Genomic DNA, 26202 nt, shown 5'->3' on the forward strand with positions numbered 1-26202 from the left:
GTAGACCCGTAAGGGTTCAGACGGTGGCGTCGGCGGCGGCGACAGCGGCGGCCCGGGGCTCCGGAACCTCCACGCCCTTCCCGCCGCCCGTGCCCGTGCCCGCGCCCTCACCCGTACCGCCACCCCTGAGGTCGTCCCTGATGTCGTCACCGAGGTCCTTGGGGCCATCGGTGGGGGAGCCCTCGGCGTCGGCGAGGGCGCTGCGGAGCCGGGTCTGGTAGCCGACGGCGGCGATGGCGCCGATCACGGCGCAGGCGATCCACAGGATGACCGGACCGGGACCGTCGACGATCCAGCCGGCCAGGATCGGGGCGACGAACCCGGCGACCGACCAGGACATGCCCATGACGCCCTGGTAGCGGCCGCGGGCGTGCTCCGGCGCGAGCCGGGCGGTGGCGGCGGCGTTGGTCGGGACGTGGACCATCTCGCCGATCGTCCAGACGACGACGGTCGCGGCGAACGCGACCGAGTTCCCGGCGAGCGCGGTGGCCCCGGTGCCGGCGGCGAAGAGGAGCGAGGAGACCGTCAGGAGCATCACGGGCGAGCGCTTGTCCGTGATCCGGTTGACCAGCAGCTGGAACGCGACGATCACGATGCCGTTGACGGCGATGACGACACCGTACGCGGACGGGTCGAGGCCCTTGGCGGTCATGGTGAGCGGCAGCCCGATCCAGGGGGCCGTGAACACCAGGCAGACCAGCAGGTTGAGGGTCACCAGGGTGCGGAACGGCGCGTCGCGCAGAACGGTGCCGATGCCGACCTCGGACTCGGCCCGCGGCTTCCCGGATCCCTTCCCCATGGCCTTCCGCGCACCCTTCCCCGTGCCCTTCGAGGCGAGGTCCGCCGCCGTGGCGGTGACGGCGGTGACGGCCTCGGGCCGGGTCTCCGGCAGCCGGAGGAAGACGATCAGCGCGCACAGCACGGTGGCGGTGGCGTCGATCAGGAAGAGCGTGTGATAGCCGAGGAGGGCCGCGGCGCCGCCGCCGATGGCGGCGATGGCGAAGCCGAGGTTGAGGGCCCAGTAGTTGAGCGCGTAGGCGCGGCGGACCTCGGCGGCGGGGACGAGGTCGGCGATGGCGGCGTTGATCGCGGGCCGGACGGCCTGCATGGCGACGCCCATCAGCAGGACGACGAGCGCGACGCCCCAGGCGCTGGTGACGAACGCGAGCAGTGCCGCGCAGACGGCCGCCGCCAGGTGCATGGCGACCATGGTGGGCCGGCGGCCCCAGCGGTCGGTCAGCGAGCCGCCGAGCGGGGATCCGACGACGCCGCCGAGGCCGTGCAGGGCGACGACGAGTCCGGCGAACCAGGCGGAGTGGCCGAGTTCCTGGGTCAGATAGAGGGAGAGGAAGGTGAGGACGAAGGCGCCGGTCCGGTTGACCAGGGTCGACAGCCAGAGCCACCAGAAGCCCCCGGGAAAGCCCGACACCGTCGCGCGTGCGGAACGTCTGAGTGCGGCGATGGACATGAGCGGGCGGCCCCCTGCGGCGTGCTGTGTGATCGTGCTGCGTGTAAGTGCCTCTAATGGCTCTCGTAACTTACGCAGCGGCCGTCCCGGACGCCAGTGAATTGACGGTGCGCGTCAATCGTCGGGCATGCGGGGCCCGCTGACCGGCGTCGTCTAGGCTCGTACGCATGGCCGACGCACCGTACAAGCTGATCCTCCTCCGCCACGGCGAGAGCGAGTGGAACGCCAAGAACCTGTTCACCGGCTGGGTGGACGTCAATCTCACCGAGAAGGGCGAGAAGGAGGCGGTCCGCGGCGGTGAGCTGCTCAAGGACGCCGGCCTGCTGCCCGACGTGCTCCACACCTCCCTCCAGAAGCGCGCGATCCGCACGGCGCAGCTCGCGCTGGAGTCCGCCGACCGCCACTGGATCCCGGTGCACCGCTCCTGGCGTCTGAACGAGCGCCACTACGGCGCGCTCCAGGGCAAGGACAAGGCGCAGACCCTCGCCGAGTTCGGCGAGGAGCAGTTCATGATGTGGCGCCGCTCGTACGACACCCCGCCGCCGGCCCTCGCCGACGACAACGAGTACTCCCAGGCCGGCGACGCCCGCTACGCGTCGATCCCGCCGGAGCTCCGTCCGCGCACCGAGTGCCTGAAGGACGTCGTCCAGCGCATGCTGCCGTACTGGTACGACGGCATCGTCCCGGACCTGCTGGCCGGCCGCACGGTCCTGGTCGCCGCCCACGGCAACAGCCTGCGCGCGCTCGTCAAGCACCTCGACGGCATCTCGGACACCGACATCGCGGGCCTCAACATCCCGACCGGCATCCCGCTGAGCTACCAGCTCGACGAGAACTTCAAGCCGCTCAACCCGGGCGGCACCTACCTCGACCCGGAGGCCGCGGCGGCCGCCATCGAGGCCGTGAAGAACCAGGGCAAGAAGAAGTAATTCACGTGATCATGGCCCCCACCTGCGGTTTCTCCGCGAGTGGGGGCCATGTGCATACCCGTGGGCCGTCTGTGGGGCGTCAGGCGGCGCGGCGGGCCGCAGGTCCGACGCGGATCCTGACGCGGGCCACGATCAGGAACGCTGCCGGGGCCACGTACTCCCAGGGCATGTTGACCCACAGAGCGATGACCCCGAGTGCGCCGGCGGTGATGGGCGCGGGTGAGTGCCGAGGGGCTATGTCGATTCGAACGATGGGCGGTACCATCGACTCCTCCTACGTGTTCTCGTCCTGTGCAGGGCTGGGCATGAATGGAGCTAAAGACCGCCCCCTGGCCGGGGCGGTCTTTCCATTCGTGGTGAACTTTATGCGCGGTCGCGAGATTCTCGCAAATGCCCAGACGAGAGGGCGGAATGCGATCGTCCGTTTCTTCTTTCTGGGCTACTCGGATCGCCGATCCTGATCTGCGGGGATCCAAGGTTGAGTCATCGAGTCATCGAGTCATCGAGCCATCGAGCCATCGAGCCATCGACTTGGCATCGCTTCCTGCGCTGCGTCTGGGCTTAAATATTGGCCGCAAATAGCGTTGGGATTATGCTGCGGTGTTGGGTGTTGAATAACAGCTAGATTATTGGGTGGATTTATTCACCCAGTTAGTGAGTCTAATATTGTGTCGGGTTATTGAACGCTTTGGTTCGGGTAGATAGACGAGATCGCGCTACGTGTGTGTTCTCGGCTGCTAGGCATCAGGTGGACGTACACCCGCAAGGTCAGGCCCGGGTCCGAGTGCCCCAGATACTCCGCCAGCGCCTTGATGTTCTCCCCGGCGTCCAGGAGGGCCGGAGCGCGTGCATCCCGTGCTCGCGCGCCGCCGCGTGGCGCTGCTCACTCTCCTTGCACTCAGGGATGACGCCGGCCGTTGCCAGCGCGGGCTTCCACGCCTCCTCGTTCAGGGAGGTGCGCCAGACGTGGTTCCCCTGAGGCCCCGTGAACAGCAGCCGATGACCGACCGGGGCGCCGTCCTGGGTCATCCAGGGCACCGGTCCACGGCGGCGCCGTAAGCGCCGGTGTGGCTGGCGTGGGGTTGGGCCGGATGGGGGACGGAGAAACCTTCCGGCAGGGGAGCGGAGCATGGCCGGGGTTCCAGGGGCGCAGGGAAACGGGTGACCTCGATGGTCACTGTTCTCCGCTGTTCTCCGCTGACGAAAGAGACTTCCCCGTGCGCCTTCGGCACACCGTCACCGCCGCGTGCGGCGCCCTCGCGCTCGCCGCCGTTCTGGCCGCGCCCGCCTTCGCCGCTCAGGGCGACTTCGGCTACCGCTTCGCCGGGCCCGACGGCAAACCCCGGTCGGCCGTCCTGCACCACCCGGAGACCGGCACGTGCGTCACGCTGCCCGAGGTCGCCGACCAGGGTGCCTCCGAACCGGCCTTCGCGCCGCACAACGACACCGACGCGCCGGCCCTGGTCTTCACCGGGCGGGACTGCGGCGGCGACTCCTGGAAACTGCGCCCGCACGGCCGCCCCGCCACGGACCGGCTCAAGCTGCGCTCGGTGCTCTTCCTGGAGAAGGGGGACTGACCGCCCCGGGGGGTGAGGAAGGGGATGCCGCGCGGCGTCCCCTTCTTCGTACGCGCTCCGTGTACGCGTTCTCCGTACGCGCGGGGAACGGGTCAGCCCGCGCTCCCGCAGTCGTACCGCATCAGCACCTCGTCCCGGGTGTCGTCGGGGCGCAGCCGCAGGGCGTTCGGCCAGCGGCCGGTCTCGTGCCAGCCGAGAGCGGAGTAGAAGGACTCCAGGCACTCGCCGCCGCGGGCGGCCAGGCGCAGGTGGTCGAGGCCGAGTTCGTCGCGGGCGACGCGGTGGAGCTCGCGCATGAGCGCGGTGCCGATGCCTCGGCCGCGGAAGTCCGGGTGGGTCTGGAGGTGGTGGACCGTGCCCCAGTGCGCGACGAGCGGGTCCTGGTCGCGGCCGAGGACGACCCAGCCGGCGAGCGCGCCGCCGGCGGTCGCGGTGATCAGCCGGTGGCCGTCCGGGGCGAGCCGGGCGAGCAGCCTGTCCAGGACCGGGGCGACCTCCGCCTCCCCGACCGGCGGGAAGGGGAACCCGGCGGCGCCACCCGCGTTCGTCACCACGATCCAGCAGTCGATCAGCCGCCGCCGCAGCCCGGGCGGGACCTCTCCGGGCGTCGCCGCCCGGGCGAGGAGCACGCTGGGGCCAGGGGACGCGGTGCTGCGGGTACGGGAAGCGGGTGCGGGTGCGGACGACGTCATGGCGGCCATCCTGGGCGACGTCGCCCTTGAGCGGCAGAGGACCGGTCAGAGGGCCGGGGCGGCATATTCGCGCGCGGGGGAGGCCCCGGCTCGTCTAGCGTCCCGTGGCATGACCACGGAAAGTCTGGAAAGCACGGAAAGCCCGGACAACCTCCGGCTGGAGCCCGTCACCCCCGGGAACATCGACGCCGCCCTCGACCTGCGGGTCCACCCCCACCAGGAGGACAACGTCGCGCCCGTCGTCCGCTCGCTCGCCGAGGCGTACGCGTACGGGGACGACGCCTGGCCCCGGCTGATCTTCGACGGGGACCGGCTCGTCGGCTTCCTGATGGCCTTCCTCGATCTCCCGTGGGGCGGGGATGGCGACGACGGCCCGCGCCCTGCCGAGCGCCGCAGCGGCCTGTGGCGGCTGAACATCGAGGCCGGGCAGCAGGGCAAGGGGTACGGGCGGTACGCCGTCCGGGCCGTCGCCGAGGAACTGCGACGGCGCGGGACGTACGAGATGTACGTGACCTGGCATCAGGGCGCGCACGGCCCCGGCGCCTTCTACCGAGGGCTCGGCTTCCGGGAGACCGGAGAGCTGGCGGGCGACCAGGCGGTGGGCGTCCTGGACCTGGTCGACACCGGCAGCACCTCCACCGCCACGGGCGCGTGACAGTGCGGGCCCCGCTTGTCAGGAGAGCGGGGCCCGCACCGTCACACCGGCGGGAGCCGCACGGGCCGCAGCCACAGCCGCAGCCACAGCCGCAGCCACAGCCACAGCCGCAGCCGCAGTCGCGGTTGGCGGCGCCGACGCCGGCGGTCAGCCGCAGCTGCCGCCGCAGCTGCACGACCCGCCGGACTGGCAGCCGCAGCCGCAACCCGAACCGCACCCGCAGGCGCCGAGGACGGGCAGGAACTTCGCGACACGCGCGGGCTCCGGTATCGGGGGGACGGTGTTCGGAGCGGATTCGGCCATGGGGTTCCTCCCTGGCTCCGTGAGAGGCGTACCTCGCCCTCCCGCCATTCCAACCCTGTCCCGTACGGCGCATCAACGGCGCACAGGTGTGCGAAGCCCTGCTCCGGCACACCCGTACGCCCCGCGCGCCCTGCCCTTCACGCGCCCCCGCGCGCCCTCACGCGTCGGACACGGTCAGACACCCTCGACGGGTGCCTCCACCGGCTGCAGCTCGTCCGCGTGCTCGCCCGTCACCAGGTAGACCACGCGCTTCGCGACCGACACCGCGTGGTCGGCGAACCGCTCGTAATAACGGCCGAGCAGGGTGACGTCCACGGCCGTCTCGATGCCGTGCTTCCAGCGGTCGTCCATCAGGTGCTGGAACAGCGTCCGGTGCAGCAGGTCCATCTCGTCGTCGTCCTGCTCCAGCTGGAGCGCGAGATCGACGTCCTTGGTGATGATGACCTCGGCGGCCTTCGCCATCAGCCGCTGCGCGAGCTGACCCATCTGCAGGATCGTCGCGTGGAGGTCGTCCGGCACCGCGCGGTCCGGGAACCGCAGCCGTGCCAGCTTCGCCACGTGCTGGGCCAAGTCGCCCGAGCGCTCCAGGTCGGCGCTCATCCGCAGCGAGGTCACCACGATCCGCAGGTCCGTCGCCACCGGCTGCTGCCGGGCGAGCAGCGCGATCGCGCGCGCCTCCAGGTCGTGCTGGAGGTCGTCGACCTTCCGGTCCGCGGCGATCACATGCTCCGCGAGCTTCAGGTCGGCGTCCAGCATGGCCGTGGTGGCCCGCCCGATCGCGGACCCGACCAGACGGGCCATCTCGACCAGGCCCTCGCCTATCGAGTCAAGTTCCTCGTGGTACGCGTCCCGCATGGGTGTCCCTTCGTCGCGTCGCGTTGCTGGAGCGTGGGCGGCCGGCTCGGAGCCCGTGGGCCGAAGGCCGTGGTCCGGGGCCGTACAACCGGTCCCGTGTCCGGTCCCGTGTCCGGCTCCGGTCCGTGCCCGATGGCGTGGTCCGGTGTCGTGGTCCGGTGCCGTACGGGTCCTCGTACGGCACCGTTCCCGGCACCATTCCCGGAATCGTTCCCGGAATCGGTCCGTCCCGCGAGGGCTCGGACCCCCACGGTCCCACGGTCCGGCCCGTACGCGTCCTGATCCGGCCGCCCGCGTGAACCGGATGCGTCTTCCAGGTGAACTCTGGGCGACGCGGCCTCCGTTACCCTCCGCAGCATGTGAATCACACCCGTCCCCTCGGTGAACTCTGGGCGACGAGTGTTCGAGCAGTCACCGGGACGGCTGGGAGAGTGTCGGCGGACCCGCATAACCTGGACGCATGGACGTGAACGCGGCGGTTGCCGCATTGGCCGCGATCGCCGGAGTATGTACCGGCGTGATCGCCATGCTGGCGTTCCGCTGGAGCGAGCGCGACCAGGCGAAACCCACCCGTACCTCGTTGCACACCGACGCCGTGCTGCCGCCCGGCGTCGACACCGTGCTCTCCGTGCTGCGGTCCTCCGCGGTGGTCCTCGACGAGAGTGACTCCGTGGTCAAGGCCAGCTCGGCGGCGTACGCGCTCGGCCTGGTCCGCGGCGGGAAACTGGCCGTCGAGCCCATGCTCAACATGGCCCGCGACACCCGTCGCGACGGAGAGATACGGCAGGTCGAACTCGACCTGCCCCGGCGCGGCACCGGTCGTGGCGAGGCCCTCGCGGTCTCCGCCCGAGTCGCCCCGCTGGGCTCCCGGCTCGTCCTGCTGCTCGTGGAGGACCTCACCGAGGCCCGCCGGATCGAAGCGGTACGGCGCGACTTCGTCGCCAACGTGAGCCATGAGCTGAAGACCCCGACCGGAGCGCTCTCCCTGCTCTCCGAGGCGGTCATGGACGCCTCCGACGACCCCGAGGCGGTCACCCGCTTCGCGGGCCGGATGCAGATCGAGGCCACCCGCCTGACCAACCTCGTCCAGGAACTCATCGACCTCTCCCGGGTGCAGAACGACGACCCGCTGGAGGACTCCGAGCCGGTACGGGTGGACGAACTGGTCGCCGAGGCGATCGACCGCTCCCGGCACACCGCCTCCACCAAGCAGATCACCATGGCCGCCGGAGGCGCGGCCGATCTCCATGTCTGGGGCAGCCGCGGCCAGCTCGCCGCCGCCCTGGGCAATCTCGTCGAGAACGCCGTCAACTACTCGCCCGCCCGCACCCGGGTCGGCATCGCCGCCCGCCGCGTCGCGGCCCCCGGGGGCGACCTCATCGAGATCGCCGTGACCGACCAGGGCATAGGCATCTCCGACCGGGACCGCGAGCGGATCTTCGAACGCTTCTACCGGGTCGACCCGGCCCGCTCCCGTGCCACCGGCGGTACGGGGCTCGGCCTCGCCATCGTCAAGCACGTGGCCGCCTCGCACGGCGGGGAGGTCACGGTGTGGAGCACCGAGGGCCAGGGCTCGACCTTCACCCTGCGGCTGCCGGAGGCGGGCGCGGCGCGCTCCCGCCGCTCCACCGACACCGCCGGCGTCGGTGGGGACTACGCCGGAGACGACTTCGACGCCGATCCCGACGCGGACGACGCCTTCACCGAAGGTGCCGGCGAGGGTGCCGACGGCGACAGTGACGGCTTCGGCAATGGCAATGGCAATGGCCATGGCAGTGACGGTGTCCACGGCGACACCCGTGGACACCACGGCGGCAACGGGCGCGTCGGCGGCGGCGATCGGTCCGCCCCGGCAGCGGCCTCCGCCACCCCCGTAACTACACCAGAACTCATGACCGAATCGCTCATCGCCCCGGAGGTCCTTCCGTGACCCGTGTGCTTGTCGTCGAGGATGAGGAATCCTTCAGCGACGCCCTGTCGTACATGCTCCGCAAGGAAGGCTTCGAGGTCGCCGTGGCGGCGACCGGGCCCGACGGCCTCGACGAGTTCGAGCGCAACGGAGCGGATCTCGTCCTCCTCGACCTGATGCTGCCGGGCCTGCCCGGCACCGAGGTGTGCCGCCAGCTGCGCGGCCGCTCGAACGTCCCGGTGATCATGGTGACCGCCAAGGACAGCGAGATCGACAAGGTCGTCGGCCTGGAGATAGGAGCCGACGACTACGTCACCAAGCCCTTCTCCTCGCGGGAGCTGGTCGCCCGCATCCGCGCGGTCCTGCGCCGCCGCGGCGAGCCGGAGGAGGTCACCCCGGCGGCCCTGGAGGCCGGCCCGGTCCGCATGGACGTCGACCGCCACGTGGTCACGGTCGGGGGCGGCAAGGTCGACCTGCCGCTGAAGGAGTTCGACCTCCTGGAGATGCTGCTGCGCAACGCGGGCCGCGTGCTCACCCGTATGCAGCTCATCGACCGGGTCTGGGGCGCGGACTACGTCGGCGACACCAAGACCCTCGACGTCCACGTCAAGCGCCTCCGCGCCAAGATCGAGCCGGACCCGGGTGCGCCCCGTTACCTGGTGACGGTGCGCGGTCTGGGTTACAAGTTCGAGCCGTAGGCCGGCGGTCGGCTCCCTGCAGCCGGACGGAGTCCGGCGGCGGTAGCGGCAGGGGATCGAGCCGTAGGCCGTATCTCTGCTGCCCGTACCGGGTCAGTCGTACCTCTGCCCGCCCCGCACGGACGTGGCCGGGCCACCGCATGCGTGAAGGGCGCCCCCTCCGAGAGGGGGCGCCCTTCACGTACGTACGGAGCCGGTGACTCCCGCGGAGGTCAGTGACCGGCTGCGTGGGTGGCCTCGCCCGTCGGGCTGGCGGTGCCCGTCGGGGTCGCCGGCGCGGTGGTGCCGGCCGGCGGGGTCGGCACGGAGGACGGGCCGAACTTCGAGAAGTGGCTGGTCGCCGGGACAACGAGGGCGTTCACCTTGGCCTCGCCGGTCTTGCTCAGCTTGAAGACGACCGGCTGCGCGTCGCCGTTCTTGGCGGCCTCGTGGCCGTTCTCGATGGTGGCGGAGGCGTTGCCCGCACCACCGAGCAGCGTGTAGCCGCCGGCGGGGACGACGACCGGGCCGCTGCCCTTGGCCGGCGCGAGCTTCACCGTCGCCGAGGTGCCCGGCAGGGTGATCGAGTCGAGGGTCTGCTGCTTGTCACCGTTGTTGAAGACGGTGGCGGACACGACCGCGGGGCCCTCCGCACCGTGCTCGGGCTGGGTGATGACCAGGACGTTGAGGATCTTGACGTCATCGACCGAGACACCGGCGTTGTCCGGGCGGATGCCGAGCGTCTGTGCGTTGTTGCCCGCGGCACAGGCGGACAGAGAGGCGACCGAGATCACGAGGGCGGTGGCGGCGAGGGCGCCGCGTCGAAGGCTGCGGCTCACGGCGGCGGCAACTCCTAGGACGAACGGACAGGCTAAGGACGGGCTAAAGGTGTGTCAGCGGTAGGTTACCGAGCCGCTCTCCTCACCCCGCACCCGACCCGCCCCCTTGGGACTGTCCGGGGGTGTCTTGCCCGCCTCTGGCGCGTCACGCACCCTTCGCCGGACTCCACGGCGGACCCCTGACCTGCCCCGCTGCCCGCCTCGCCACGGGCCGCCCCCTGCCCCGCCGGCGAGCCCCTCCGCACCGCCACGAGCCGTCGCAGGGGCGCTGTGGGGCCGCCACGGAGCCACTGCGGGGCCGTCACCGAGCCGCCCCACCGACCCCACCCGCTCCAGCCGCCCCGTCCGCCTCACCCACCTCGCCCGGCTCCGGGCCCTCGCTCATCCCTCTACCCTCCGCACCCTCCGCCCCTATCCTCCGCCCCTACCCTCCGCTTCCCTCACCGTCGATAACGCGCCTACATGGCCGGATCTCAACTCATTGCCTCGCCGTTTGCCCCTCGTTTGACCCGGCGTTCACATATCCGCCGTGATCAATTCGGCCACCGCGCGCACATTCCTCCGTCCGGGTCCTTCCGGAGGCATTCGAGAAAGCCCGGTGATCAATTCGGGAATCGGTCCGGACGGGTGGTCGATCACGTCGCCGGTGCTCGAACGGAGTACGTGAAGAGCGCCACACCGAACCAGGCGAACCAGGGCATCACACCCGCCACGACCCCCTCCCGGCACCTGTGACGCCACTGTTTCTCTGCGTCCGCGCAGCCGCTCCGACCTGCGAATACCGCATGCCGGAAGGCGTCCGCAGCACGTCCGCCGCGTTGTTGTCAAGCCCCGAGATATGCCCTGACCTGCGAAAACGCCATTCAGAAGAAGCTGTATCCGTGTTACCCTGGATAGCCACGGAAGGGGTACCTGTCACATGACGTTCAAGGTTGGCGACACCGTGGTCTATCCCCATCATGGGGCCGCGCTGATCGAGGCCATCGAAACTCGCCAGATCAAAGGCGTGGACAAGACCTACTTGGTGCTCAAGGTCGCGCAGGGTGACCTGACGGTGCGCGTGCCGGCGGACAACGCCGAGTTTGTCGGTGTTCGCGACGTGGTCGGCCAGGACGGGCTGGACCGGGTCTTCGAGGTGCTGCGCGCGCCGTACGCGGAAGAGCCGACGAACTGGTCCCGTCGTTACAAGGCAAATCTGGAAAAGCTCGCCTCCGGCGATGTCATCAAGGTCGCCGAAGTGGTGCGTGACCTGTGGCGTCGTGAGCGCGAGCGCGGACTCTCCGCCGGTGAGAAGCGCATGCTCGCCAAGGCGCGCCAGATCCTGGTGAGCGAGCTGGCCCTCGCGGAGAACACCAACGAGGACAAGGCCGAGGCACTTCTCGACGAGGTCCTCGCGTCCTGAGCCCGACACCCGAGCCGACCGCCTGACGCCTGGCACACCCGCCATGTCATCAGCACGACGCACGATGCCGCAGTGCCCGTAGACGTCCTGTGAATCGCGGTGGACCACTGAGAAGTGGTTCACCGAAAGGTTCCACAGTGCCGTCGCCGGGCACTGCGGCATGTTCGTCTCTCTGCTCGGCCTGCTCGGACCCCCTGACCCAGACCCCGATCCCCTGATCAGGGATCCCCTGATCCCGATCACGACGATCCCCGATACCGACCACCGACCCTGATCGATCCCCGATTCCCGATCCCCGAGGCTCGATCCCGGTCGCCCACCCGGTCCCGTACCCGGCTGATCCCACGCCTGGCTCGGCACCGGACCCGGGTGACCGCCGGACCTCCGGGATCATCCAGGGACGACCCGGGGACCATCCGGGGATCACCCCGGACCCGGATCACCGGGTTCCTCCCGCGGCTCTGCACGGCGCCACCCGACCGTACTCACGGAAGGGGCCGGAAGGGGCCCGGTCAAGGCGTCACCGTCAAGCTCATCGACGCCATACCCACGTCGCCCTCGGAAACAAACCTGCCGGAGTGCAACCGATGACAGACCAAGCGCGTGAAAGCCGGACCGCCGTGGTGATCCCCGCCGCCGGCCGTGGTGTCCGCCTCGGCCCGGGCGCCCCCAAGGCGCTGCGCGCGCTGGACGGCACGCCCATCCTCGTCCACGCCGTCCGGGCGATGGCCGCCTCCCGCGCCGTCTCCCTCGTCGTCGTGGTCGCCCCCGCTGACGGCGCGGCCGAGGTCGAGAACCTCCTCGGCGCCCACACCCTGCCCGACCGGACCGACTACGTCGTCGTCCCCGGCGGCGACACCCGCCAGGAGTCCGTCCACCTCGGACTCAAGGCGCTGCCCGCCGACGTCACCACCGTCCTCGTCCACGACGCGGCCCGCCCGCTCGTCCCCGCCGAGGTCGTCGACACCGTCGTCGAGGCGGTACGGGGCGGGGCCGTGGCCGTCGTGCCCGCGCTGCCCCTCGCCGACACCGTCAAGGAGGTCGAACCGGCCGAGCGGCCCGGCGACCCCGAGCAGGTCGTCGCGACACCCGTACGGGCCCGGCTGCGCGCCGTCCAGACTCCTCAGGGTTTCGACCGCGACACCCTGGTGAACGCCCACGCCACCATCGCCCTCGCGGGCGAGGGAGCCACCGACGACGCCGGCATGGTCGAGAAGCTCGGCGCGCCCGTCGTCGTGGTGCCCGGCCACGAAGAGGCGTTCAAGGTGACCCGTCCCCTCGACCTCGTCCTCGCCGAGGCCGTACTCGCCCGCAGGAGGGCCAACGATGGCTTCTGACAGCACCGCCCCAGCCCCGGCCACCGGGTCCCAGGCGCCGGTCCTTCCCCGGACCGGCATCGGCACCGACGTCCACGCCTTCGAGAAGGGCCGCGAGCTGTGGTGCGCCGGCCTTCTCTGGGAGGGCGAGGAGTACGGGCTCGCCGGGCACTCCGACGGCGACGTCGCCGCGCACGCCGCCTGTGACGCGCTCTTCTCGGCCGCCGGCATCGGCGACCTCGGCGCCCACTTCGGCACCTCCCGCCCCGAGTGGTCCGGCGCCTCCGGGGTCACCCTGCTCGCCGAGGCCGCCCGGATCGTCCGCGCCGAGGGGTACGAGATCGGCAACATCGCCGTACAGGTCGTCGGCGTCCGCCCGAAGGTCGGCAAGCGCCGCGCCGAGGCGCAGAAGGCGCTGAGCGAGGCGGCCGGCGCGCCCGTCTCCGTCTCCGGCACCACCACCGACGGACTCGGCCTCACCGGCCGCGCCGAGGGCCTGGCCGCGCTCGCGACCGCGCTGGTCTACCCCGTGCAGCGCTGACCCCGGGCGGATATCCCGGCATCGTCGGCTCTGACGTACTTCCGTCGTACTTCCGTACCGAAGTACGTCAGGGCCGCCGGGACCACCAGAGTCACCAGAGCCACCAGAGCCACCAGAGCCACCAGAGCCGTCAGGGCCACCAGGACAGCCGGCGCGCCACGGAACCGACCGGCCCCCAGGGGCGCGATTCGGCCAAGGAGCGCGTCCGCGGGCGCGGCGGCGGGTGTCCGTAGCCGGGAAAGTCGCGGTGATCCCCTGGCAGGTCTCGGGGCATCGCCGCTCTCCCACTACTCTGGTGTGGTGACTATTCGCCTGTACGACACCAGCGCCCGGCAGACCCGTGACTTCACCCCGATCAAGCCGGGCTGTGTCTCGATGTACCTGTGTGGCGCGACCGTGCAGGCCGCACCGCACATCGGGCACATCCGGTCGGGGCTGAACTTCGACATCATGCGCCGCTGGTTCGCCTACCGAGGCTACGAAGTGACGTTCATCCGCAACGTCACCGACATCGACGACAAGATCATCGCCAAGGGTGCCGAACAGGGCCGTCCGTGGTGGTCGATCGGCTACGAGAACGAGCGCGCCTTCAACTCGGGCTACGAGTCCCTGGGTTGCCTGCCGCCCACCTACGAGCCGCGCGCCACCGGCCATGTCACCGAGATGGTCGAGATGATGCGCGGTCTGATCGAGCGTGGCCACGCCTACGTCTCCGACGGCAGCGTCTACTTCGACGTGCGCTCCTTCCCGGAGTACCTGTCGCTGTCCAACCAGGACATCGACGACCTGCGCCAGCCCGACGAGGGCGTCTCCGGCAAGCGCGACCCGCGCGACTTCGCCATGTGGAAGGCGACCAAGCCCGGCGAGCCCGACTGGGAGACCCCGTGGGGCCGCGGCCGTCCCGGTTGGCACCTGGAGTGCTCGGCGATGGCGCACAAGTACCTGGGCTCCGCCTTCGACATCCACGGCGGCGGTCTCGACCTGGTCTTCCCGCACCACGAGAACGAGATCGCCCAGGCCCGCGCCTTCGGTGACGACTTCGCCCACTACTGGGTGCACAACGCCTGGGTCACCATGAGCGGCGAGAAGATGTCGAAGTCGCTGGGCAACAGCGTCCTCGTCTCCGAGATGGTGAAGAACTGGCGTCCCATCGTCCTGCGCTACTACCTGGGCACCCCGCACTACCGCTCGATGATCGAGTACAGCGAGGAGTCCCTGCGCGAGGCCGAGGCCGCGTTCGGCCGGATCGAGGGCTTCATCCAGCGCGCCACCGAGAAGGCCGGGGCGCCGGTCGCCCCCGCCGACGAGGTGCCGCCGGCGTTCGCCGAGGCCATGGACGACGACCTGGGCGTGCCGGGCGCGCTGGCGATCATCCACACCACCGTCCGCCAGGGCAACAGCGCGCTCGCCGCCGACGACAAGGAAGCGGCGATCGCCCGGCTCGCCGAGGTGCGCGCCATGCTCGGCGTCCTCGGTCTCGACCCGCTCGACCCGCACTGGGCCGAGGAGAGCGACCGCGGCGAGGAGCTGCACGGCGTCGTCGACACCCTCGTCCGGCTGGTGCTCCAGCAGCGCGAGTCGGCGCGCGAGCGCAAGGACTGGGCCAGCGCGGACGCCATCCGCGACCAGCTGAACCAGTCCGGTCTGGCCATCGAGGACGGCCCCGACGGCCCCCGCTGGTCGATCGCCGGCTCCGGCCGCTGAGCGGCTTCGCCGAGCCGCCGATGTACCGATGAGTGTGCCGTCCGGGTCTCCGGGCGGCACACTTCACTTACAGACACATACAGACTTACGCACGTACGCGCGCGTACATCAGGTACGCAGGTAGAGGAAACAGGTAGCACTCATGGCCGGGAACAGCCAGCGCAGGGGACGTCGCACGTCCAACAAGAAGGGCGCGACGGTCGGCAGCGGTGGCAACCGGCGCCGCGGCCTGGAGGGCAAGGGCCCGACGCCCAAGGCGGAGGACCGCAAGGGCCACAAGGCGTACCGCGTCTCCAACGCGATGGCCCGGAACGCGGCCAAGCGCAAGCCCATCGCCCGCCGCGGCGGCAAGGGTCAGTCCGAGATGGTCGTCGGCCGCAACCCGGTCTTCGAGGCGCTGCGCGACGGCGTGCCCGCCACCACGCTCTACGTCCAGCAGTTCATCGACAACGACGAGCGCGTGCGCGAGGCCCTGAACCTCGCCACCGGCCGCGGCAACATCAACATCATGGAGGCGCCGCGCCCCGAGCTGGACCGGATGACGAACGGCCTGAACCACCAGGGTCTCGTCCTGCAGGTCCCGCCGTACGAGTACGCGCACCCCGAGGACCTCGCCGAGGCCGCGTACGACGACCACGACGACCCGCTGATCGTCGCCCTCGACGGCGTCACCGACCCGCGCAACCTCGGCGCCGTCGTCCGTTCCGTCTCCGCCTTCGGCGGTCACGGTGTCGTCGTGCCCGAGCGCCGCGCCGCCGGCATGACGGCGGGCGCGTGGAAGACCTCCGCCGGTACCGCCGCTCGTACGCCGGTGGCCCGCGCCACCAACCTCACCCGCTGCCTGGAGCAGTACCAGAAGGCCGGTCTGACGGTCGTCGGTCTGTCCGCCGACGGCGAGACCGAGGTGCACGAGCTGGAGGCGCTGTCCGGCCCGGTCGTCATCGTGGTCGGCTCCGAGGGCAAGGGCCTGTCCCGGCTCGTCGGCGAGACCTGCGACTTCCTCGTCCGCATCCCGATGCCGGGTGGCGCCGAGTCGCTGAACGCCGGTGTCGCGGCGGGTGTCGTGCTGTACGAGGCGGCCCGCCGCCGCAAGGGCTGACGCCCAGGGGTGTCCGCCCGTCGTCCGGGGTCCCGGACGACGGACACCCGAGAAGACGTACGGCCCGGCTGCGGGGCGGCATATGCCAACCCGCAGCCGGGCCGTTTCGTCTCCTGTCGCCAGGGATGCCGCCCCCGCCCGCACTCCCGCCCGCGCCCCCGCCGCACTTCCACCCGCACTCCCGCCCGTCTCCGGCCGTTTCCGCGAGCCCGCGACACGCGCGGGCTCGCGCCCGGCGCACGCCCGGCGCGGCCGCGCCCACCCCCGCTGACCTCGGCAGCGTCCGCCCCGCCCCCGATCTTGACGGGCCTCGGACATTCCCGCGCCGTCAAGGCAGTGTCCTAACCGCGCGTCACTCGGTTAGATGAGTGTGGACACCAGAACGCCCCGGCCGGGGTTCGACGATCAGCCCGCGCTGAGCATGCTCAAGGTGGATTGCGATCCCGCCCAGGTGATCGTGAACCACGCCAGCTTCCGTGTGCGCCTCGCGCCGGCCCACCAGCCGAAGTTCCCCGCGAGCCCCCGTATCGCCCAGCTCGCCGGAGCCGCCGGGCTCACCGTCGGCACCCGGCGCAGGCCCGTCGTATGGACCGGGAAGTCCTCGCCGGCCGCCGCCGGTCTGCTCCAGGCCGTCCGCGACACCGTCACCCCGCGCGCCCCCGGCGCCGGTGCCGGGGGCGGGGTCACCACCCTGGACCCCGGCACCCGCGCCTTCCCGCGCTTCGACGACACCATGCCGACCCCGGTGGTGCCGTCGCCGCCCACCACCCCGCTGCTGCCGCCGATGCGGCGCGCCGAGGGGGCGTACGACAACCTGTACGCGGCCGCCCCCGGCGATCCGTACGACGAGGGCCCGTACGACGACGAGGGCTACGACTCCTACGACGGGGCTCACGGCGGCCACGGCGGGCACGGCGAGTACGACGGTGCCGGGGCCGATCCGCGCGCCCGCGCCGCCCAGCGGCACGGCGTCGACCCGGTCCGGCACGCCTACTACCCCGGCCGCCGGATGAACCTCGGGGTGGTGCTGCTGCCGCTGCGGGTGTTCCTCGGCTGCATCTCCGTCTACGCGGGCATGGGCAAGCTCTGCGACCCCGTCTACTTCGACGGCGGCGAGCGCGGCTCCCTGGTCAAGACCCTGCACGCGCTGCACCCCTGGCCGCCGGCCGAGCCCCTGCGGGACTTCGCGCTCCAGCACCCCGTCGGCTCCGGACTCACCGTCGCGTTCCTCCAGATCATCGTCGGCGTCCTCACCGCCCTCGGCCTGTGGCAGCGGATCGCGGCGGCCGTCGGCGCGGTGCTGTCGGCCGCACTGATCCTGACGCTCAGCTGGAAGTCCGTCCCCGCCTACGAGACGCCGGACATCATCTATCTGGCCGCCTGGTCGCCGCTGATCATCGCGGGCGCCCCCGTCTACTCCCTCGACGGCCGGCTCGCCGGCGAGGCCTGGCGCACCCTCGGACCGCGTTCCGAGATCTGGGAGCTGCGCCGCCGGGTGCTGCGCCGCGGCACGATCATCACCGCGGTCGTCATCGGCGTCACCCTCCTCGTCGGCTCGGTGCTCGGCGGCGCGGTGCGCTCCACCGAGATGGTCACGGTGCCCGGACCGAACGACGACCCGGTCAACCACCTGCCGGGGCGGCCGCTCCCGCACGAGCCCGGGGCCGTCGACACGACCCGTACGACCACGGTCCCGCCGAAGCCGGCCGCGACCAGTGGGGCGAGCGGGACCGCCGGGACGCAGGAGAAGAGCGCGCAGGAGGCCAAGCCGACCGAGGCGGCGCGCGAGCCCGAGCAGAGCACCTCGCAGAGCCCGACCGCGACGCAGGGCACCGGCACCCCGGGCCGGCCCGGTGGCGGGACGGTCATTCCGCCGCCCGTCTCCTCGACGACCGGCGCCCCCGCCGGCGGCGCGGGCGGTTCGACGGGCGCCGGCGGTACGAGCGGCGCCCCGGGCGGCGCGAGCGACGGCGGCAGCGGTGGCGGTTCCTCGGACGGCGGCTCGTCCTCCGGCGGGGCGCACAACCCGATCGGCGGCCTGCTGGGCTGAATCACCGCCCCGCCCGTGCGCAGGGGGCAATGGGCAAGGAAGGGGCCCCGGGTGTCAGGAGACACCCGGGGCCCCTCCGCGTGGCGTCGGCGTGGTTTCGGCGGCTGCGCTGGGCGTGGGGGAGAGGAGGCGCGGCGGGCGCGCGTCGGCGGTGCGTGCGAGTGCGCGTTCCGTACGGTTGCCCGCGCGCCGCGCTGCCTGTGAGGGCGTGCCGGAGGGGGCGGGGCCGCGGTTCGTACGTACGGGAGACGGAGCTACGGGGGTGCCGTGGGGTGCGGGAGTCCCGTCGTACCGTCCGTACCGCCGTACCGCCGTACCGCCGTACCGTCGTACGTACGCGAGCGCTGCCGTGGCGCGCGCCCGGGGGCCCGCCGTACGTACGACGGACGCCGCCCCCGCCGCTCCGTACCGCCGGGCCGGGTCAGCGCTGGGTGGCCAGCTCCCGGGCCGCTTCCGTGAGGTCCTTGGCGGTGTCGATGGCCCGCCAGTACGCGCCCTGGGGCAGTGGGAAGCCCGCGAGGCGGCGCTCGCGCGCGAGCCGGGGGAAGGTGGTGCGTTCGTGGTCGCCGAGGTCCGGGAGCAGGCCGGTGAAGGCCGCGGAGAAGACGTACACGCCCGCGTTGATGAGATACGGGGACGGCGGCGACTCGATGAAGTCGGTGATGTGGCCGAAGGCGTCGGTCTCGACGGCGCCCCAGGGGATGCGCGGCCGGGCGAGGGCGAGGGTCGCGGTGGCGTCGCGCTCGGCGTGGAACTCGGCCATCTCGCGCAGCGAGAAACGGGTCCAGATGTCGCCGTTGGTGGCGTACCAGGGCCGGCCCGGCTCGGGCAGGTGCGCGGCCGCGTACTTGAGCCCGCCGCCGCGGCCCAGCGGCTCGGACTCCACGACCGTCGTCACGCGCAGCGGCAGATCGGCGCTCTCCAGCCACTCCTGGAGCACCTCGGCGAGATGGCCGCAGGAGACGACGGCGTCCGTGACTCCCTCGGCGGCGAGCCAGGACAGCTGATGGCCGATGATCGGGGTCCCGGTGCCCGGGATCTCGACCATCGGCTTGGGGCGGTCGTCGGTGTACGGGCGCAGCCGCGAACCCTGGCCGCCCGCGAGGATCACGGCCTGCGTCGGGAAGGTATGCATACCGGGAACGATATGCGGGTCCGGCGGCGCCTCAGCTCGCGCGCATGACGCCGAGCGCGAAGGAGGTGTCGCAGACGGGGCGGGAGAAGGACTGCGCGCGCGTGGGGCCGTAGTGCCGGACGGCGGCGGCGCCGAGGGACCGGGCGATCGACATGCAGTGCTTGGCGAGCGACGGGCGGTTCTCCACCTCGCGCTGGAGGTGGGTGAGGGCGGTGCCGGGGTCCTTCTCCTGGAGCTCGGCGAGGAGCCGGTCGCGCAGGACGTCCTGCGGGGCGCGGGAGACGGCCCGGGCGCCGGTGGCGTCGGCGGCGGAAGTGGCGTTCGTCGCCGACGCGTTCATCGCCGACGAGGCGGTCGACGCGGTCAGCAGCTGGGTCCCGTCCTGGCCCGCCCACGGAACGGCGGACACCGCGAGCGTTCCGGAGAGCACCAGCACGACGGGGAGGACGAGGGCGAGGGAGCGGCCGATACGGCGGGCAGAGTGGGTCACGGAGCCGAGCGTAGCGGTCGGTAATGATCCGACGTCATTTAGTCACCCTTGCGGGGGATGAATCTCTCGGGTAGTTCGAATTCCGTGTTGACGCCCGGGAGTCGGCGCGGGAGCGAAGGGCCAGTTCCGCCAGGGTTTTCGACTGTTCGGCATTTCATGCCGGATGGCGTGGCGCCGTACGGCGACGGCCCCGCCCCCCGTGGTCGGGGGCGGGGCCGTGTGCGGCTGTGGCGGTCAACGGGCCGGGCGGGCCGGTCGGTTGGGGCCGCGGGGGTGCCGGTGCGCCGGGGCGCTGGGGCCGACAGGGACCGGCCGGGGCCGGTCCGGGGTCGGTCCGGGACCGGTGGGGGCCGCTGGGGCCCGCCGGGTCAGTTGGAGAGGCGCTCGCCGGTCGTGGTCGAGAAGACGTGCAGCTCGGCCGCGCGCGGGGTGACCTGGAGGGTCGAGCCCTTCGCCGGGACCTCGCGGCCGCCGACGCGGACCACGATCTCCTTCTCCTCGCCGCCGACCCGGGTCGTGCCGTACACGAAGCCGTCGGAGCCCAGCTCCTCGACCACGTTGACGTGCACGGCCAGGCCGTCCTTGCTGGTGGCGCCGGCGATGTCGAAGTGCTCGGGGCGCACGCCGACCGTCACCGTGGTGTCGCCCTTGGCGGCCGCGGCGGCGATCGCCTCACGGGAGACCGGGACGACGCTCGCGCCGAACTTCACGCCGCCGTCGGTGATCGGGACCTCGACCAGGTTCATGGCGGGGGAGCCGATGAAGCCGGCGACGAAGAGGTTCGCGGGGCGGTCGTACATGTTGCGCGGGGTGTCGACCTGCTGGAGCAGACCGTCCTTGAGGACCGCGACGCGGTCGCCCATGGTCAGAGCCTCGGTCTGGTCGTGCGTCACGTACACGGTGGTGATGCCGAGCCGGCGCTGCAGCGAGGCGATCTGCGTACGGGTCGAGACACGGAGCTTGGCGTCGAGGTTCGACAGCGGCTCGTCCATGAGGAAGACCTGCGGCTCGCGGACGATGGCGCGGCCCATGGCGACACGCTGGCGCTGACCGCCGGACAGCGCCTTCGGCTTGCGGTCCAGGTACTCGGTGAGGTCGAGGATCCGGGCGGCTTCCTCGACCTTGGAACGGATCTCGCTCTTGTTGACGCCGGCGATCTTCAGGGCGAAGCCCATGTTGTCGGCGACGGTCATGTGCGGGTAGAGCGCGTAGTTCTGGAACACCATCGCGATGTCCCGGTCCTTCGGCGGCAGGTGCGTGACGTCGCGGTCGCCGATCCGGATGGCGCCGGAGCTGACGTCCTCCAGGCCGGCCAGCATGCGCAGCGACGTGGACTTGCCACAGCCGGAGGGGCCGACGAGAACGAGGAACTCGCCGTCCGCGATCTCGATGTCGAGCTGGTTGACGGAGGGCTTTTCGGCGCCGGGGTAGACCAGCGTCGCCTTGTCGTACGTGACGGAAGCCATGGTGATGCGTCCCTTCACCGGCAGGAACGTGCCGGACGATCCGAGTAAAGGAAGGATGGAGGTCTAGTCCACCTGGGTGAACCGCGTGTGACGCTACCTGGCCCGGTCCGATCTGTCAGCAGCCGGGGGACCCTGAGATTTCCCGCATCCGGCACGCGGGCGTTCGTTACACTGCATCCGTTGCCTCCTTAGCTCAGCTGGCCAGAGCACCGCTCTTGTAAAGCGGGGGTCGTCGGTTCGAACCCGACAGGGGGCCCTGGTGTGAATTTCTGACCTGGGGTTTCTCCCCGGGGCGGACGCCCTGATCGGCCTCGGACGTTTCGTCCGGGGCCGTTTTGCGTGGGTGGGCGTGCGGGTGGGGCCGTGGCGGGGTGGGGGCGGCGGGGAGGTCTTGGACAGGGCGGGTGAAGCGCTGTCCCGGGGGCGGCGTCGGTGGCGCGGGGGTGTGGGGTGCGTGCTATGGGTGAGCGGTCGAGTACTCCCCGCGGTCAATGAAGGAGTGGGATGCGTCTACCTTCCCTCGCCCTGAGCGTCACCCTCGCCGCCGGTATCGCCGCGAGTCTGCTGACCGGTCCCGCCGCCCACTCCGTTCCGGCCGCGGGCCGGAGCGCGGACATGGGGGTGGCGGTATCCGCCCCGGCGGCCCGGCAGCAGGCTGCCGCGCCGCTGAAGTGGACCGCGCTCGGCGACTCGTACAGTGCCGGGGCGCTCATTCCCCGCTGGGACCCCAGCGACGGTTGCGGCCGGTCGAACCACAACTGGGAGCGGCAGCTGGCCCGGCGGCTGGATGCCGAGGGCTCTGGTGGGGTCCGGCTCACCGATGTCAGCTGTGGTGCCGCCGCGATCGACCAGGGTGTGCTGGACGAGCAGCCCTGTGAACTGCTCCTGGGGCCGCCGTTCAACCGGGGTAAATGCGGCTGGCCGGCCAAGTCCGCGCAGATCGACGCGCTGAAGGGCGACGAGGACGTCGTCACCGTCGGAATCGGCGGCAACACCCTCGGATTCGCCGAAGTCCTCGCCACCTGCCTGGAGATGGGGGTGGAGCAGGGGAATCCGCCGAGCCTGGGCCCGGGGTGCAGCGACCACTACGAGCACGGGGCGGGCAGGGAGTGGTTGGAGGCCAAGTTCGCCACCCTGGCCCGCGAGTACACCACCATGATGGGGCGGATCCATCAGCGTGCGCCGCACGCGAAGGTGTTCCTGCTGGGCTACCCGACGGTCGTGTCCAAGCCGTTCAATCAACTCACCTGCTACTGGGGCAACTTCAAGCGCCTCGGTACTCTCCGCCTCGGTGTGGACGGCGACTTCGTCATCGGGCTTGAACAGCGGCTCAACGAGGTGATCGAGCGGCAGGCGCAGGACAACCCGCAGTGGGCCACCTACGTCGACACCTACCGGTCCAGCCAGGGGCACGGTGTGTGCGCCAGGGGCGAGGAGCAGTGGATGTACGGGGTGTTCGACGACCTGGTGATCCCGCCGGGCGAGACCAAGCCGGCCGATCCGGCCGAGTACCAGTGCCCGCAGCGCGACGAGCTGCCGGCCGGTGTGCCCAAGGGTGAGGCGTGCACCCTCGTCCACCCGAACGTCCGCGGCGCGGCGAACCAGGCCGACCAGATGCATGCGGCGTTCCGGCACGCGGGGCTGACGCGGGGATCAGCGTAGGCGCGGCGGCAGGACGGGGAAGGCCCAGGCCGGAGTGGTTCCGGCCTGGGCCTTCGTTCGTGCCGGGGAGCGGAGTAGGGGAGAGGGTTACGGGTGGCCGGCGAGGCCCGCGTCCCGGGGCGGGGTCACACGGCCGACGTCGTGCCCCCGGTGGCTCACGCCGTGGTCTTCGTGCGGAGGTTCACGTAGTTGCCCGCGATCCAGTCCTGGAACGTGGCGGTGGCGCCGTCCAGCGAGATGTCGAAGCCGCACTCCCTGGCCAGCGGGACCGAGAAGGCGAAGTCCGGGTCGGGACGCAGGAAGAAGACGCTGGACGTCCGGCCGCTGCCCGACATCATGTCCCGTCCCGGCGCGGCGACATGGTGCCGGGGAGCCTTCACCTGGCCGCCCGTCGCGAGGGTCGCGACGGCTCCGCAGAAGACCAGCACCAGGTCCGGCCGGGCCGGCAGGTCCACGAAGACGCCGTCGATCTCGACCTGAAGGCTCACGAACCCGTTGGCACACGGGGTCTGTTGGATGAGCGTCACCGTCGACAGGTCGTAGTGCGGGGCCATCCGCAGCGGCTCCTCCTCGGCGCTGCGGTGCTCGGGGACCTCCGGGAAGTGCCGGAACCTGAGGACGGGTTCGCAGTCGACGAAGGACTCGACGCCTCCGTCCGGCCGGGAACCGGTCGTCTTGAGGACCTGGCGGGCCACCTCCTGGGAGACCTCGTACATGCGGTCGAAGTAACCGGTCCAGATGTCCTCGAATTCCGCGGTGGGGAAGAGATTGCCCGATGTCCCCATGGAGTAGCACATGGAGTAATCGGTGTACGAACCGTTGTCGGTGACCTTTGCGGTGCTCTCCGACTCAAGGCCCGTGAATCCGCGCCGGATCGTCGGATCCGCAGCGGTGACGGCCTGTTTCTGTTCCTCGGTGCCGTGCTCGAAGAAGTCGATGGCGATGTCCCGGGACGACTTGTGATCGACCTCGGTCAGGCCGCTGTCCGACAGGAAGAACACACCTTTCTCGGCCAGGCATCGACGGAATTCCTCCTGATGGAGACCGGACTGGAGGGACGGCAGGCTGAAAACGGGGACGACTGTGTCCATCGGTACTCAGTGCTCCTTGAACGACCGGGTGGTTGACGGCGGCGGGCAGGGGGAACCAGTGCGGGCGCGGGGCCGGGGCTCGGCCGGCCGGCGGTTTCCGCGGCGCGCCCGCCACGTGCTCGATCTCCGCCTCGATGGTGCGGAAGTTCACTGCTACCCGCGGCGAGGGCCGCTTCGGCCCTCGGTCGCGGCCGTCTCGGCGGAGGTCGGAACGGGCGGTCCGTCCATGCCGGTTCGAGGCGGTCCGTCCGTCTCGGGCCGAGGCGCGGGACCCGGGCCCCGGTGGGGGTGAACGGTGTGCGGCCGCGGGTGCCGTCCCGGCCGGCCAAGGCCAGTCCGTGCTCTCCCGGATGCATGGACGAATATCAGGTCCGGCGGAATTCGAGCGACGCTTCGGACGATAACAGCAACCCCGGATCCGGGAAAAGGTAAACCCCCTGGAATGCGCCAAAATTCGCTGGAGAGGTGCCCGAGAGAGTGGCAAGAGGAGGTCAAGAGGAGTGCGGGTTAGCGTGATCCACGGGAAATGTGATGCGAAAAACAGAGAGAGGTCGAGAATCCATTGAACGACTATTCTCGCGAAGAATTCGTGGATCTGAATGCATTCCGGGGGCTGGGCGAGGACCCGCTTCACCGGCCGCCGGTCCTTACGGACCGCCCGCGTGACTGGCCGCTCGACCGGTGGGCGCAGGCGCCGCGCGATCTGGGCTACTCGGACTTCTCCCGGTACCACTGGCGGGGGCTGCGGCTGCTCAAGGACCCGGAGGCGCAGGCGGCCCTGCACGACCTGCTCTGGGAGTTCCGCCCCCGCACCATCGTCGAACTGGGCGTGTACAGCGGCGGTTCCCTGCTCTGGTTCCGCGACCTGGCCAAGCTCATGGGCATCGACTGCCAGGTGATCGGCGTCGAGAAGAACCTCTCCAACTGCCGTATCCCGGAAGCCGAGATGGCGGGCATCTCGCTCCACGAGGCCGACTGCACGGACCTCGGGGCGCTGGAGAAGATCCTCGGCGATGTCGCCCACCCGCTGCTGTTCATCGACGACGCGCACGCCGACACGTTCAACGTCATGCGGTGGGCGGTCGACCGACTGCTGCACGAGGGCGACTACTTCGTCCTCGAGGACATGATCCCGTACTGGCACCGGTACAGCCCCACGTTGCTGGAGAAGTACCTGGCGTCCTTCAAGGACGTGCTGACCATGGACATGGTGTACGCCAACGCCGGCCCCCAGCTGGACCGGGGCGTCTTCCGGCGTACCGCGGCGAAGGGCTGACCGGCGCCGTGCCCGCCGCCTCCGAGGTACCCCGCGTCCCAGCCGTGCCCGAGGTGTCCGCCGAACTCGCCGAACTCGCCGATCCTTCCGTGCCTCCGGTGTCCGCCGTGTCGACGGTTCTGCACTACGCCGCGCCGCTGACGCCGGACGCCCCGGACGAGCCCTGGTGCATCGACGCCCTGTCCCGGCCCCCCGAGGTGATCTTCAACTTCCGCATGGTGCCGCACGAGACGGTCGTCACGGATCTGCGGGACGGCGAGGTGCGGCCCACCCTCGACACGATGGGGTTCGAGAAGGTGATCGCCCCGACCCGGGTCGATCAGCGGGCCCTGGCCGATCAGTCCGGGCCCGCCCTCGACCGGTACCGGCGGGAGACCGTCGAGCTGCTGACCTCGGTCACGGGCGCCGCCCGCGTCGAACTCTTCGACGCCACCCTCAGGCGGCAGGACGCCACCCCCTCCGGGGCGACCCCCAACCAGACGCCGCACCTGCGGGTCCATGTCGACCAGACTCCGTCCAGCGCCCGGGCGCGCGCCGTCCTGCGCGGCGGGGAAGAGCGCCGCTACGGCCGGTTCCAGATCGTGAACGTCTGGCGGCCCCTGCTGGAACCCGTCCTCAACTATCCGCTCGCCCTGTGCGACTACCGGTCGCTGGACGTCCGCGCGGACCTGGTGGCCACCCGGCTGGACTTCCCCGACTGGCTCAAGGACCGCGAGAGCTACTCGGTGAAGCACAGCGCAAAGCACCGCTGGCACTACTGGCGGTCACTGTCGCCGGACGAGGTGCTCCTCTTCAAGTGCTATGACAGCGCGAGCCGTTCGCTGGCGCTCGCCGCCGGCGATGCCGATGCCGGTGATGTCGATGCCGGCGGTGCCGTCGGCTGCGGTGCCGGCGACGGGGGAGCCGAGCCGCCCGGGACGCCCGGGGCGGCGGCGGCCGACGTGGCGGGACTGTGCCCGCACACGGCGTTCTACGACGACAACGGGCCCGCCGAAGGACATCTGCGGACCTCGCTCGAAATGCGCGCCGTACTTTTCTACGACTGATCCGGGAAGGAATGGCCCAC

The 26202-nt window shown here is 71.2% G+C and carries 23 protein-coding genes, 1 tRNA gene and 1 pseudogene; 15 read left to right on the forward strand and 10 right to left on the reverse strand.

Going from position 1 to position 26202, the window contains the following annotated elements; all coding sequences use genetic code 11:
* Positions 1 to 16 precede the first annotated feature (16 nt).
* A complete protein-coding gene (locus tag ABZ990_RS17995) occupies positions 17 to 1468 on the reverse strand; it encodes an MFS transporter (RefSeq protein ID WP_361231938.1) in 1452 nt (483 codons plus the stop codon).
* A gap of 167 nt (positions 1469 to 1635) precedes the next feature.
* Between ABZ990_RS17995 and ABZ990_RS18000 the strand changes: the two genes are divergently transcribed.
* Complete coding sequence (locus ABZ990_RS18000; protein WP_361231939.1) at positions 1636 to 2397, forward strand: phosphoglyceromutase; 762 nt, start codon at positions 1636 to 1638, stop codon at positions 2395 to 2397.
* Between the two features lie 79 nt (positions 2398 to 2476).
* Here ABZ990_RS18000 and ABZ990_RS18005 read toward each other — a convergent pair whose 3' ends face one another.
* Positions 2477 to 2662, reverse strand: a complete 186-nt coding sequence (locus tag ABZ990_RS18005; protein ID WP_361231941.1) for a hypothetical protein — start codon at positions 2660 to 2662, stop codon at positions 2477 to 2479.
* Positions 2663 to 3073: 411 nt separating this feature from the next.
* Positions 3074 to 3435 (reverse strand): annotated as a pseudogene (locus ABZ990_RS18010) (site-specific integrase); the annotation flags it as partial.
* 179 nt (positions 3436 to 3614) lie between these two features.
* On the opposite strand from ABZ990_RS18010, the gene ABZ990_RS18015 reads away from it, so the two are divergent.
* The gene (locus tag ABZ990_RS18015) at positions 3615 to 3974 is read left to right on the forward strand and encodes a hypothetical protein (protein WP_361231943.1); all 360 of its coding nucleotides are present in this window, start codon (positions 3615 to 3617) and stop codon (positions 3972 to 3974) included.
* Between the two features lie 92 nt (positions 3975 to 4066).
* On the opposite strand, the gene ABZ990_RS18020 is transcribed toward ABZ990_RS18015, so the two are convergent.
* On the reverse strand, positions 4067 to 4666 hold the full coding sequence (locus tag ABZ990_RS18020; RefSeq protein WP_361231945.1) for a GNAT family N-acetyltransferase: 600 nt from the start codon (positions 4664 to 4666) through the stop codon (positions 4067 to 4069).
* A gap of 109 nt (positions 4667 to 4775) precedes the next feature.
* On the opposite strand from ABZ990_RS18020, the gene ABZ990_RS18025 reads away from it, so the two are divergent.
* Entirely contained in the window at positions 4776 to 5321 is a 546-nt protein-coding gene (locus tag ABZ990_RS18025; RefSeq protein WP_361231947.1) for a GNAT family N-acetyltransferase, read from the forward strand.
* 477 nt (positions 5322 to 5798) lie between these two features.
* On the opposite strand, the gene phoU is transcribed toward ABZ990_RS18025, so the two are convergent.
* Positions 5799 to 6479, reverse strand: coding sequence for a phosphate signaling complex protein PhoU (gene phoU / locus ABZ990_RS18030; RefSeq protein WP_361231949.1), 681 nt, complete (start codon positions 6477 to 6479; stop codon positions 5799 to 5801).
* Positions 6480 to 6939: 460 nt separating this feature from the next.
* On the opposite strand from phoU, the gene ABZ990_RS18035 reads away from it, so the two are divergent.
* A complete protein-coding gene (locus tag ABZ990_RS18035) occupies positions 6940 to 8409 on the forward strand; it encodes an ATP-binding protein (RefSeq protein ID WP_361231951.1) in 1470 nt (489 codons plus the stop codon).
* The gene (locus tag ABZ990_RS18040) at positions 8406 to 9086 is read left to right on the forward strand and encodes a response regulator transcription factor (protein WP_188271409.1); all 681 of its coding nucleotides are present in this window, start codon (positions 8406 to 8408) and stop codon (positions 9084 to 9086) included. The genes ABZ990_RS18035 and ABZ990_RS18040 overlap by 4 nt, the downstream gene beginning before the upstream one ends.
* Positions 9087 to 9298: 212 nt before the next feature.
* On the opposite strand, the gene ABZ990_RS18045 is transcribed toward ABZ990_RS18040, so the two are convergent.
* On the reverse strand, positions 9299 to 9904 hold the full coding sequence (locus tag ABZ990_RS18045; protein ID WP_361231953.1) for a DUF461 domain-containing protein: 606 nt from the start codon (positions 9902 to 9904) through the stop codon (positions 9299 to 9301).
* A 919-nt stretch (positions 9905 to 10823) separates the two neighbouring features.
* On the opposite strand from ABZ990_RS18045, the gene ABZ990_RS18050 reads away from it, so the two are divergent.
* From ABZ990_RS18050 to ABZ990_RS18075, 6 genes are all read left to right on the forward strand, one after another.
* Complete coding sequence (locus ABZ990_RS18050; RefSeq protein ID WP_003953493.1) at positions 10824 to 11306, forward strand: CarD family transcriptional regulator; 483 nt, start codon at positions 10824 to 10826, stop codon at positions 11304 to 11306.
* Positions 11307 to 11893: 587 nt separating this feature from the next.
* Positions 11894 to 12643 carry a 2-C-methyl-D-erythritol 4-phosphate cytidylyltransferase gene (gene ispD / locus ABZ990_RS18055; protein ID WP_361231955.1) on the forward strand — a complete coding sequence of 250 codons (750 nt, stop codon included), beginning with the start codon at positions 11894 to 11896 and terminating at the stop codon, positions 12641 to 12643.
* Positions 12633 to 13163 (forward strand): 2-C-methyl-D-erythritol 2,4-cyclodiphosphate synthase, encoded by a 531-nt coding sequence (ispF, locus tag ABZ990_RS18060; protein ID WP_361231957.1) that lies wholly within the window; start codon positions 12633 to 12635, stop codon positions 13161 to 13163. Before ispD ends, ispF begins: the two co-directional genes overlap by 11 nt.
* Before the next feature lie 300 nt (positions 13164 to 13463).
* Positions 13464 to 14867 carry a cysteine--tRNA ligase gene (cysS, locus tag ABZ990_RS18065; RefSeq protein ID WP_361231959.1) on the forward strand — a complete coding sequence of 468 codons (1404 nt, stop codon included), beginning with the start codon at positions 13464 to 13466 and terminating at the stop codon, positions 14865 to 14867.
* Positions 14868 to 15009: 142 nt separating this feature from the next.
* Positions 15010 to 15966 carry a 23S rRNA (guanosine(2251)-2'-O)-methyltransferase RlmB gene (rlmB, locus tag ABZ990_RS18070; RefSeq protein ID WP_361231961.1) on the forward strand — a complete coding sequence of 319 codons (957 nt, stop codon included), beginning with the start codon at positions 15010 to 15012 and terminating at the stop codon, positions 15964 to 15966.
* Positions 15967 to 16330: 364 nt separating this feature from the next.
* The gene (locus tag ABZ990_RS18075; protein ID WP_361231962.1) at positions 16331 to 18016 is read left to right on the forward strand and encodes a DoxX family protein; all 1686 of its coding nucleotides are present in this window, start codon (positions 16331 to 16333) and stop codon (positions 18014 to 18016) included.
* 421 nt (positions 18017 to 18437) lie between these two features.
* On the opposite strand, the gene ABZ990_RS18080 is transcribed toward ABZ990_RS18075, so the two are convergent.
* From ABZ990_RS18080 to ugpC, 3 genes are all read right to left on the reverse strand, one after another.
* On the reverse strand, positions 18438 to 19151 hold the full coding sequence (locus ABZ990_RS18080) for a nucleotidyltransferase family protein (RefSeq protein WP_361231964.1): 714 nt from the start codon (positions 19149 to 19151) through the stop codon (positions 18438 to 18440).
* 31 nt (positions 19152 to 19182) lie between these two features.
* Positions 19183 to 19641 (reverse strand): hypothetical protein, encoded by a 459-nt coding sequence (locus ABZ990_RS18085; RefSeq protein ID WP_361231966.1) that lies wholly within the window; start codon positions 19639 to 19641, stop codon positions 19183 to 19185.
* A gap of 368 nt (positions 19642 to 20009) precedes the next feature.
* Positions 20010 to 21107: a sn-glycerol-3-phosphate ABC transporter ATP-binding protein UgpC gene (gene ugpC / locus ABZ990_RS18090; RefSeq protein ID WP_361231968.1), complete on the reverse strand. Its 1098-nt coding sequence runs from the start codon at positions 21105 to 21107 to the stop codon at positions 20010 to 20012.
* Positions 21108 to 21289: 182 nt separating this feature from the next.
* Here ugpC and ABZ990_RS18095 point away from each other — a divergent pair.
* Together ABZ990_RS18095 and ABZ990_RS18100 are read left to right on the forward strand one after the other, a co-directional pair.
* Positions 21290 to 21363, forward strand: a tRNA-Thr gene (locus ABZ990_RS18095).
* Positions 21364 to 21611: 248 nt separating this feature from the next.
* Complete coding sequence (locus ABZ990_RS18100; RefSeq protein ID WP_361231970.1) at positions 21612 to 22769, forward strand: SGNH/GDSL hydrolase family protein; 1158 nt, start codon at positions 21612 to 21614, stop codon at positions 22767 to 22769.
* 155 nt (positions 22770 to 22924) lie between these two features.
* Here ABZ990_RS18100 and ABZ990_RS18105 read toward each other — a convergent pair whose 3' ends face one another.
* Positions 22925 to 23860, reverse strand: a complete 936-nt coding sequence (locus ABZ990_RS18105) for a 2OG-Fe(II) oxygenase family protein (RefSeq protein ID WP_361231972.1) — start codon at positions 23858 to 23860, stop codon at positions 22925 to 22927.
* Positions 23861 to 24449: 589 nt separating this feature from the next.
* Between ABZ990_RS18105 and ABZ990_RS18110 the strand changes: the two genes are divergently transcribed.
* Together ABZ990_RS18110 and ABZ990_RS18115 are read left to right on the forward strand one after the other, a co-directional pair.
* The gene (locus tag ABZ990_RS18110) at positions 24450 to 25136 is read left to right on the forward strand and encodes a CmcI family methyltransferase (RefSeq protein ID WP_361231974.1); all 687 of its coding nucleotides are present in this window, start codon (positions 24450 to 24452) and stop codon (positions 25134 to 25136) included.
* A 44-nt stretch (positions 25137 to 25180) separates the two neighbouring features.
* On the forward strand, positions 25181 to 26182 hold the full coding sequence (locus tag ABZ990_RS18115; RefSeq protein WP_361231976.1) for a CmcJ/NvfI family oxidoreductase: 1002 nt from the start codon (positions 25181 to 25183) through the stop codon (positions 26180 to 26182).
* Positions 26183 to 26202 lie beyond the last annotated feature (20 nt).

Source organism: Streptomyces sp. NPDC046203 (assembly GCF_040646255.1).
Lineage (GTDB): Bacteria > Actinomycetota > Actinomycetes > Streptomycetales > Streptomycetaceae > Streptomyces.

What these genes read in the sequence shown, in the direction of transcription:
- rlmB (WP_361231961.1), top strand. Translation starts at nt 15,010, where the DNA reads ATGGCCGGGAACAGCCAGCGCAGGGGACGTCGCACGTCCAACAAGAAG.
- ispF (WP_361231957.1), top strand. Translation starts at nt 12,633, where the DNA reads ATGGCTTCTGACAGCACCGCCCCAGCCCCGGCCACCGGGTCCCAGGCG.
- ABZ990_RS18000 (WP_361231939.1), top strand. Translation starts at nt 1,636, where the DNA reads ATGGCCGACGCACCGTACAAGCTGATCCTCCTCCGCCACGGCGAGAGC.
- ABZ990_RS18100 (WP_361231970.1), top strand. Translation starts at nt 21,612, where the DNA reads ATGCGTCTACCTTCCCTCGCCCTGAGCGTCACCCTCGCCGCCGGTATC.
- ispD (WP_361231955.1), top strand. Translation starts at nt 11,894, where the DNA reads ATGACAGACCAAGCGCGTGAAAGCCGGACCGCCGTGGTGATCCCCGCC.
- ugpC (WP_361231968.1), bottom strand. Translation starts at nt 21,107, where the DNA reads ATGGCTTCCGTCACGTACGACAAGGCGACGCTGGTCTACCCCGGCGCC.
- ABZ990_RS18075 (WP_361231962.1), top strand. Translation starts at nt 16,331, where the DNA reads ATGAGTGTGGACACCAGAACGCCCCGGCCGGGGTTCGACGATCAGCCC.
- ABZ990_RS18080 (WP_361231964.1), bottom strand. Translation starts at nt 19,151, where the DNA reads ATGCATACCTTCCCGACGCAGGCCGTGATCCTCGCGGGCGGCCAGGGT.
- ABZ990_RS18050 (WP_003953493.1), top strand. Translation starts at nt 10,824, where the DNA reads ATGACGTTCAAGGTTGGCGACACCGTGGTCTATCCCCATCATGGGGCC.
- ABZ990_RS18020 (WP_361231945.1), bottom strand. Translation starts at nt 4,666, where the DNA reads ATGACGTCGTCCGCACCCGCACCCGCTTCCCGTACCCGCAGCACCGCG.
- ABZ990_RS18005 (WP_361231941.1), bottom strand. Translation starts at nt 2,662, where the DNA reads ATGGTACCGCCCATCGTTCGAATCGACATAGCCCCTCGGCACTCACCC.
- ABZ990_RS17995 (WP_361231938.1), bottom strand. Translation starts at nt 1,468, where the DNA reads ATGTCCATCGCCGCACTCAGACGTTCCGCACGCGCGACGGTGTCGGGC.
- ABZ990_RS18025 (WP_361231947.1), top strand. Translation starts at nt 4,776, where the DNA reads ATGACCACGGAAAGTCTGGAAAGCACGGAAAGCCCGGACAACCTCCGG.
- ABZ990_RS18105 (WP_361231972.1), bottom strand. Translation starts at nt 23,860, where the DNA reads ATGGACACAGTCGTCCCCGTTTTCAGCCTGCCGTCCCTCCAGTCCGGT.
- ABZ990_RS18035 (WP_361231951.1), top strand. Translation starts at nt 6,940, where the DNA reads ATGGACGTGAACGCGGCGGTTGCCGCATTGGCCGCGATCGCCGGAGTA.
- phoU (WP_361231949.1), bottom strand. Translation starts at nt 6,479, where the DNA reads ATGCGGGACGCGTACCACGAGGAACTTGACTCGATAGGCGAGGGCCTG.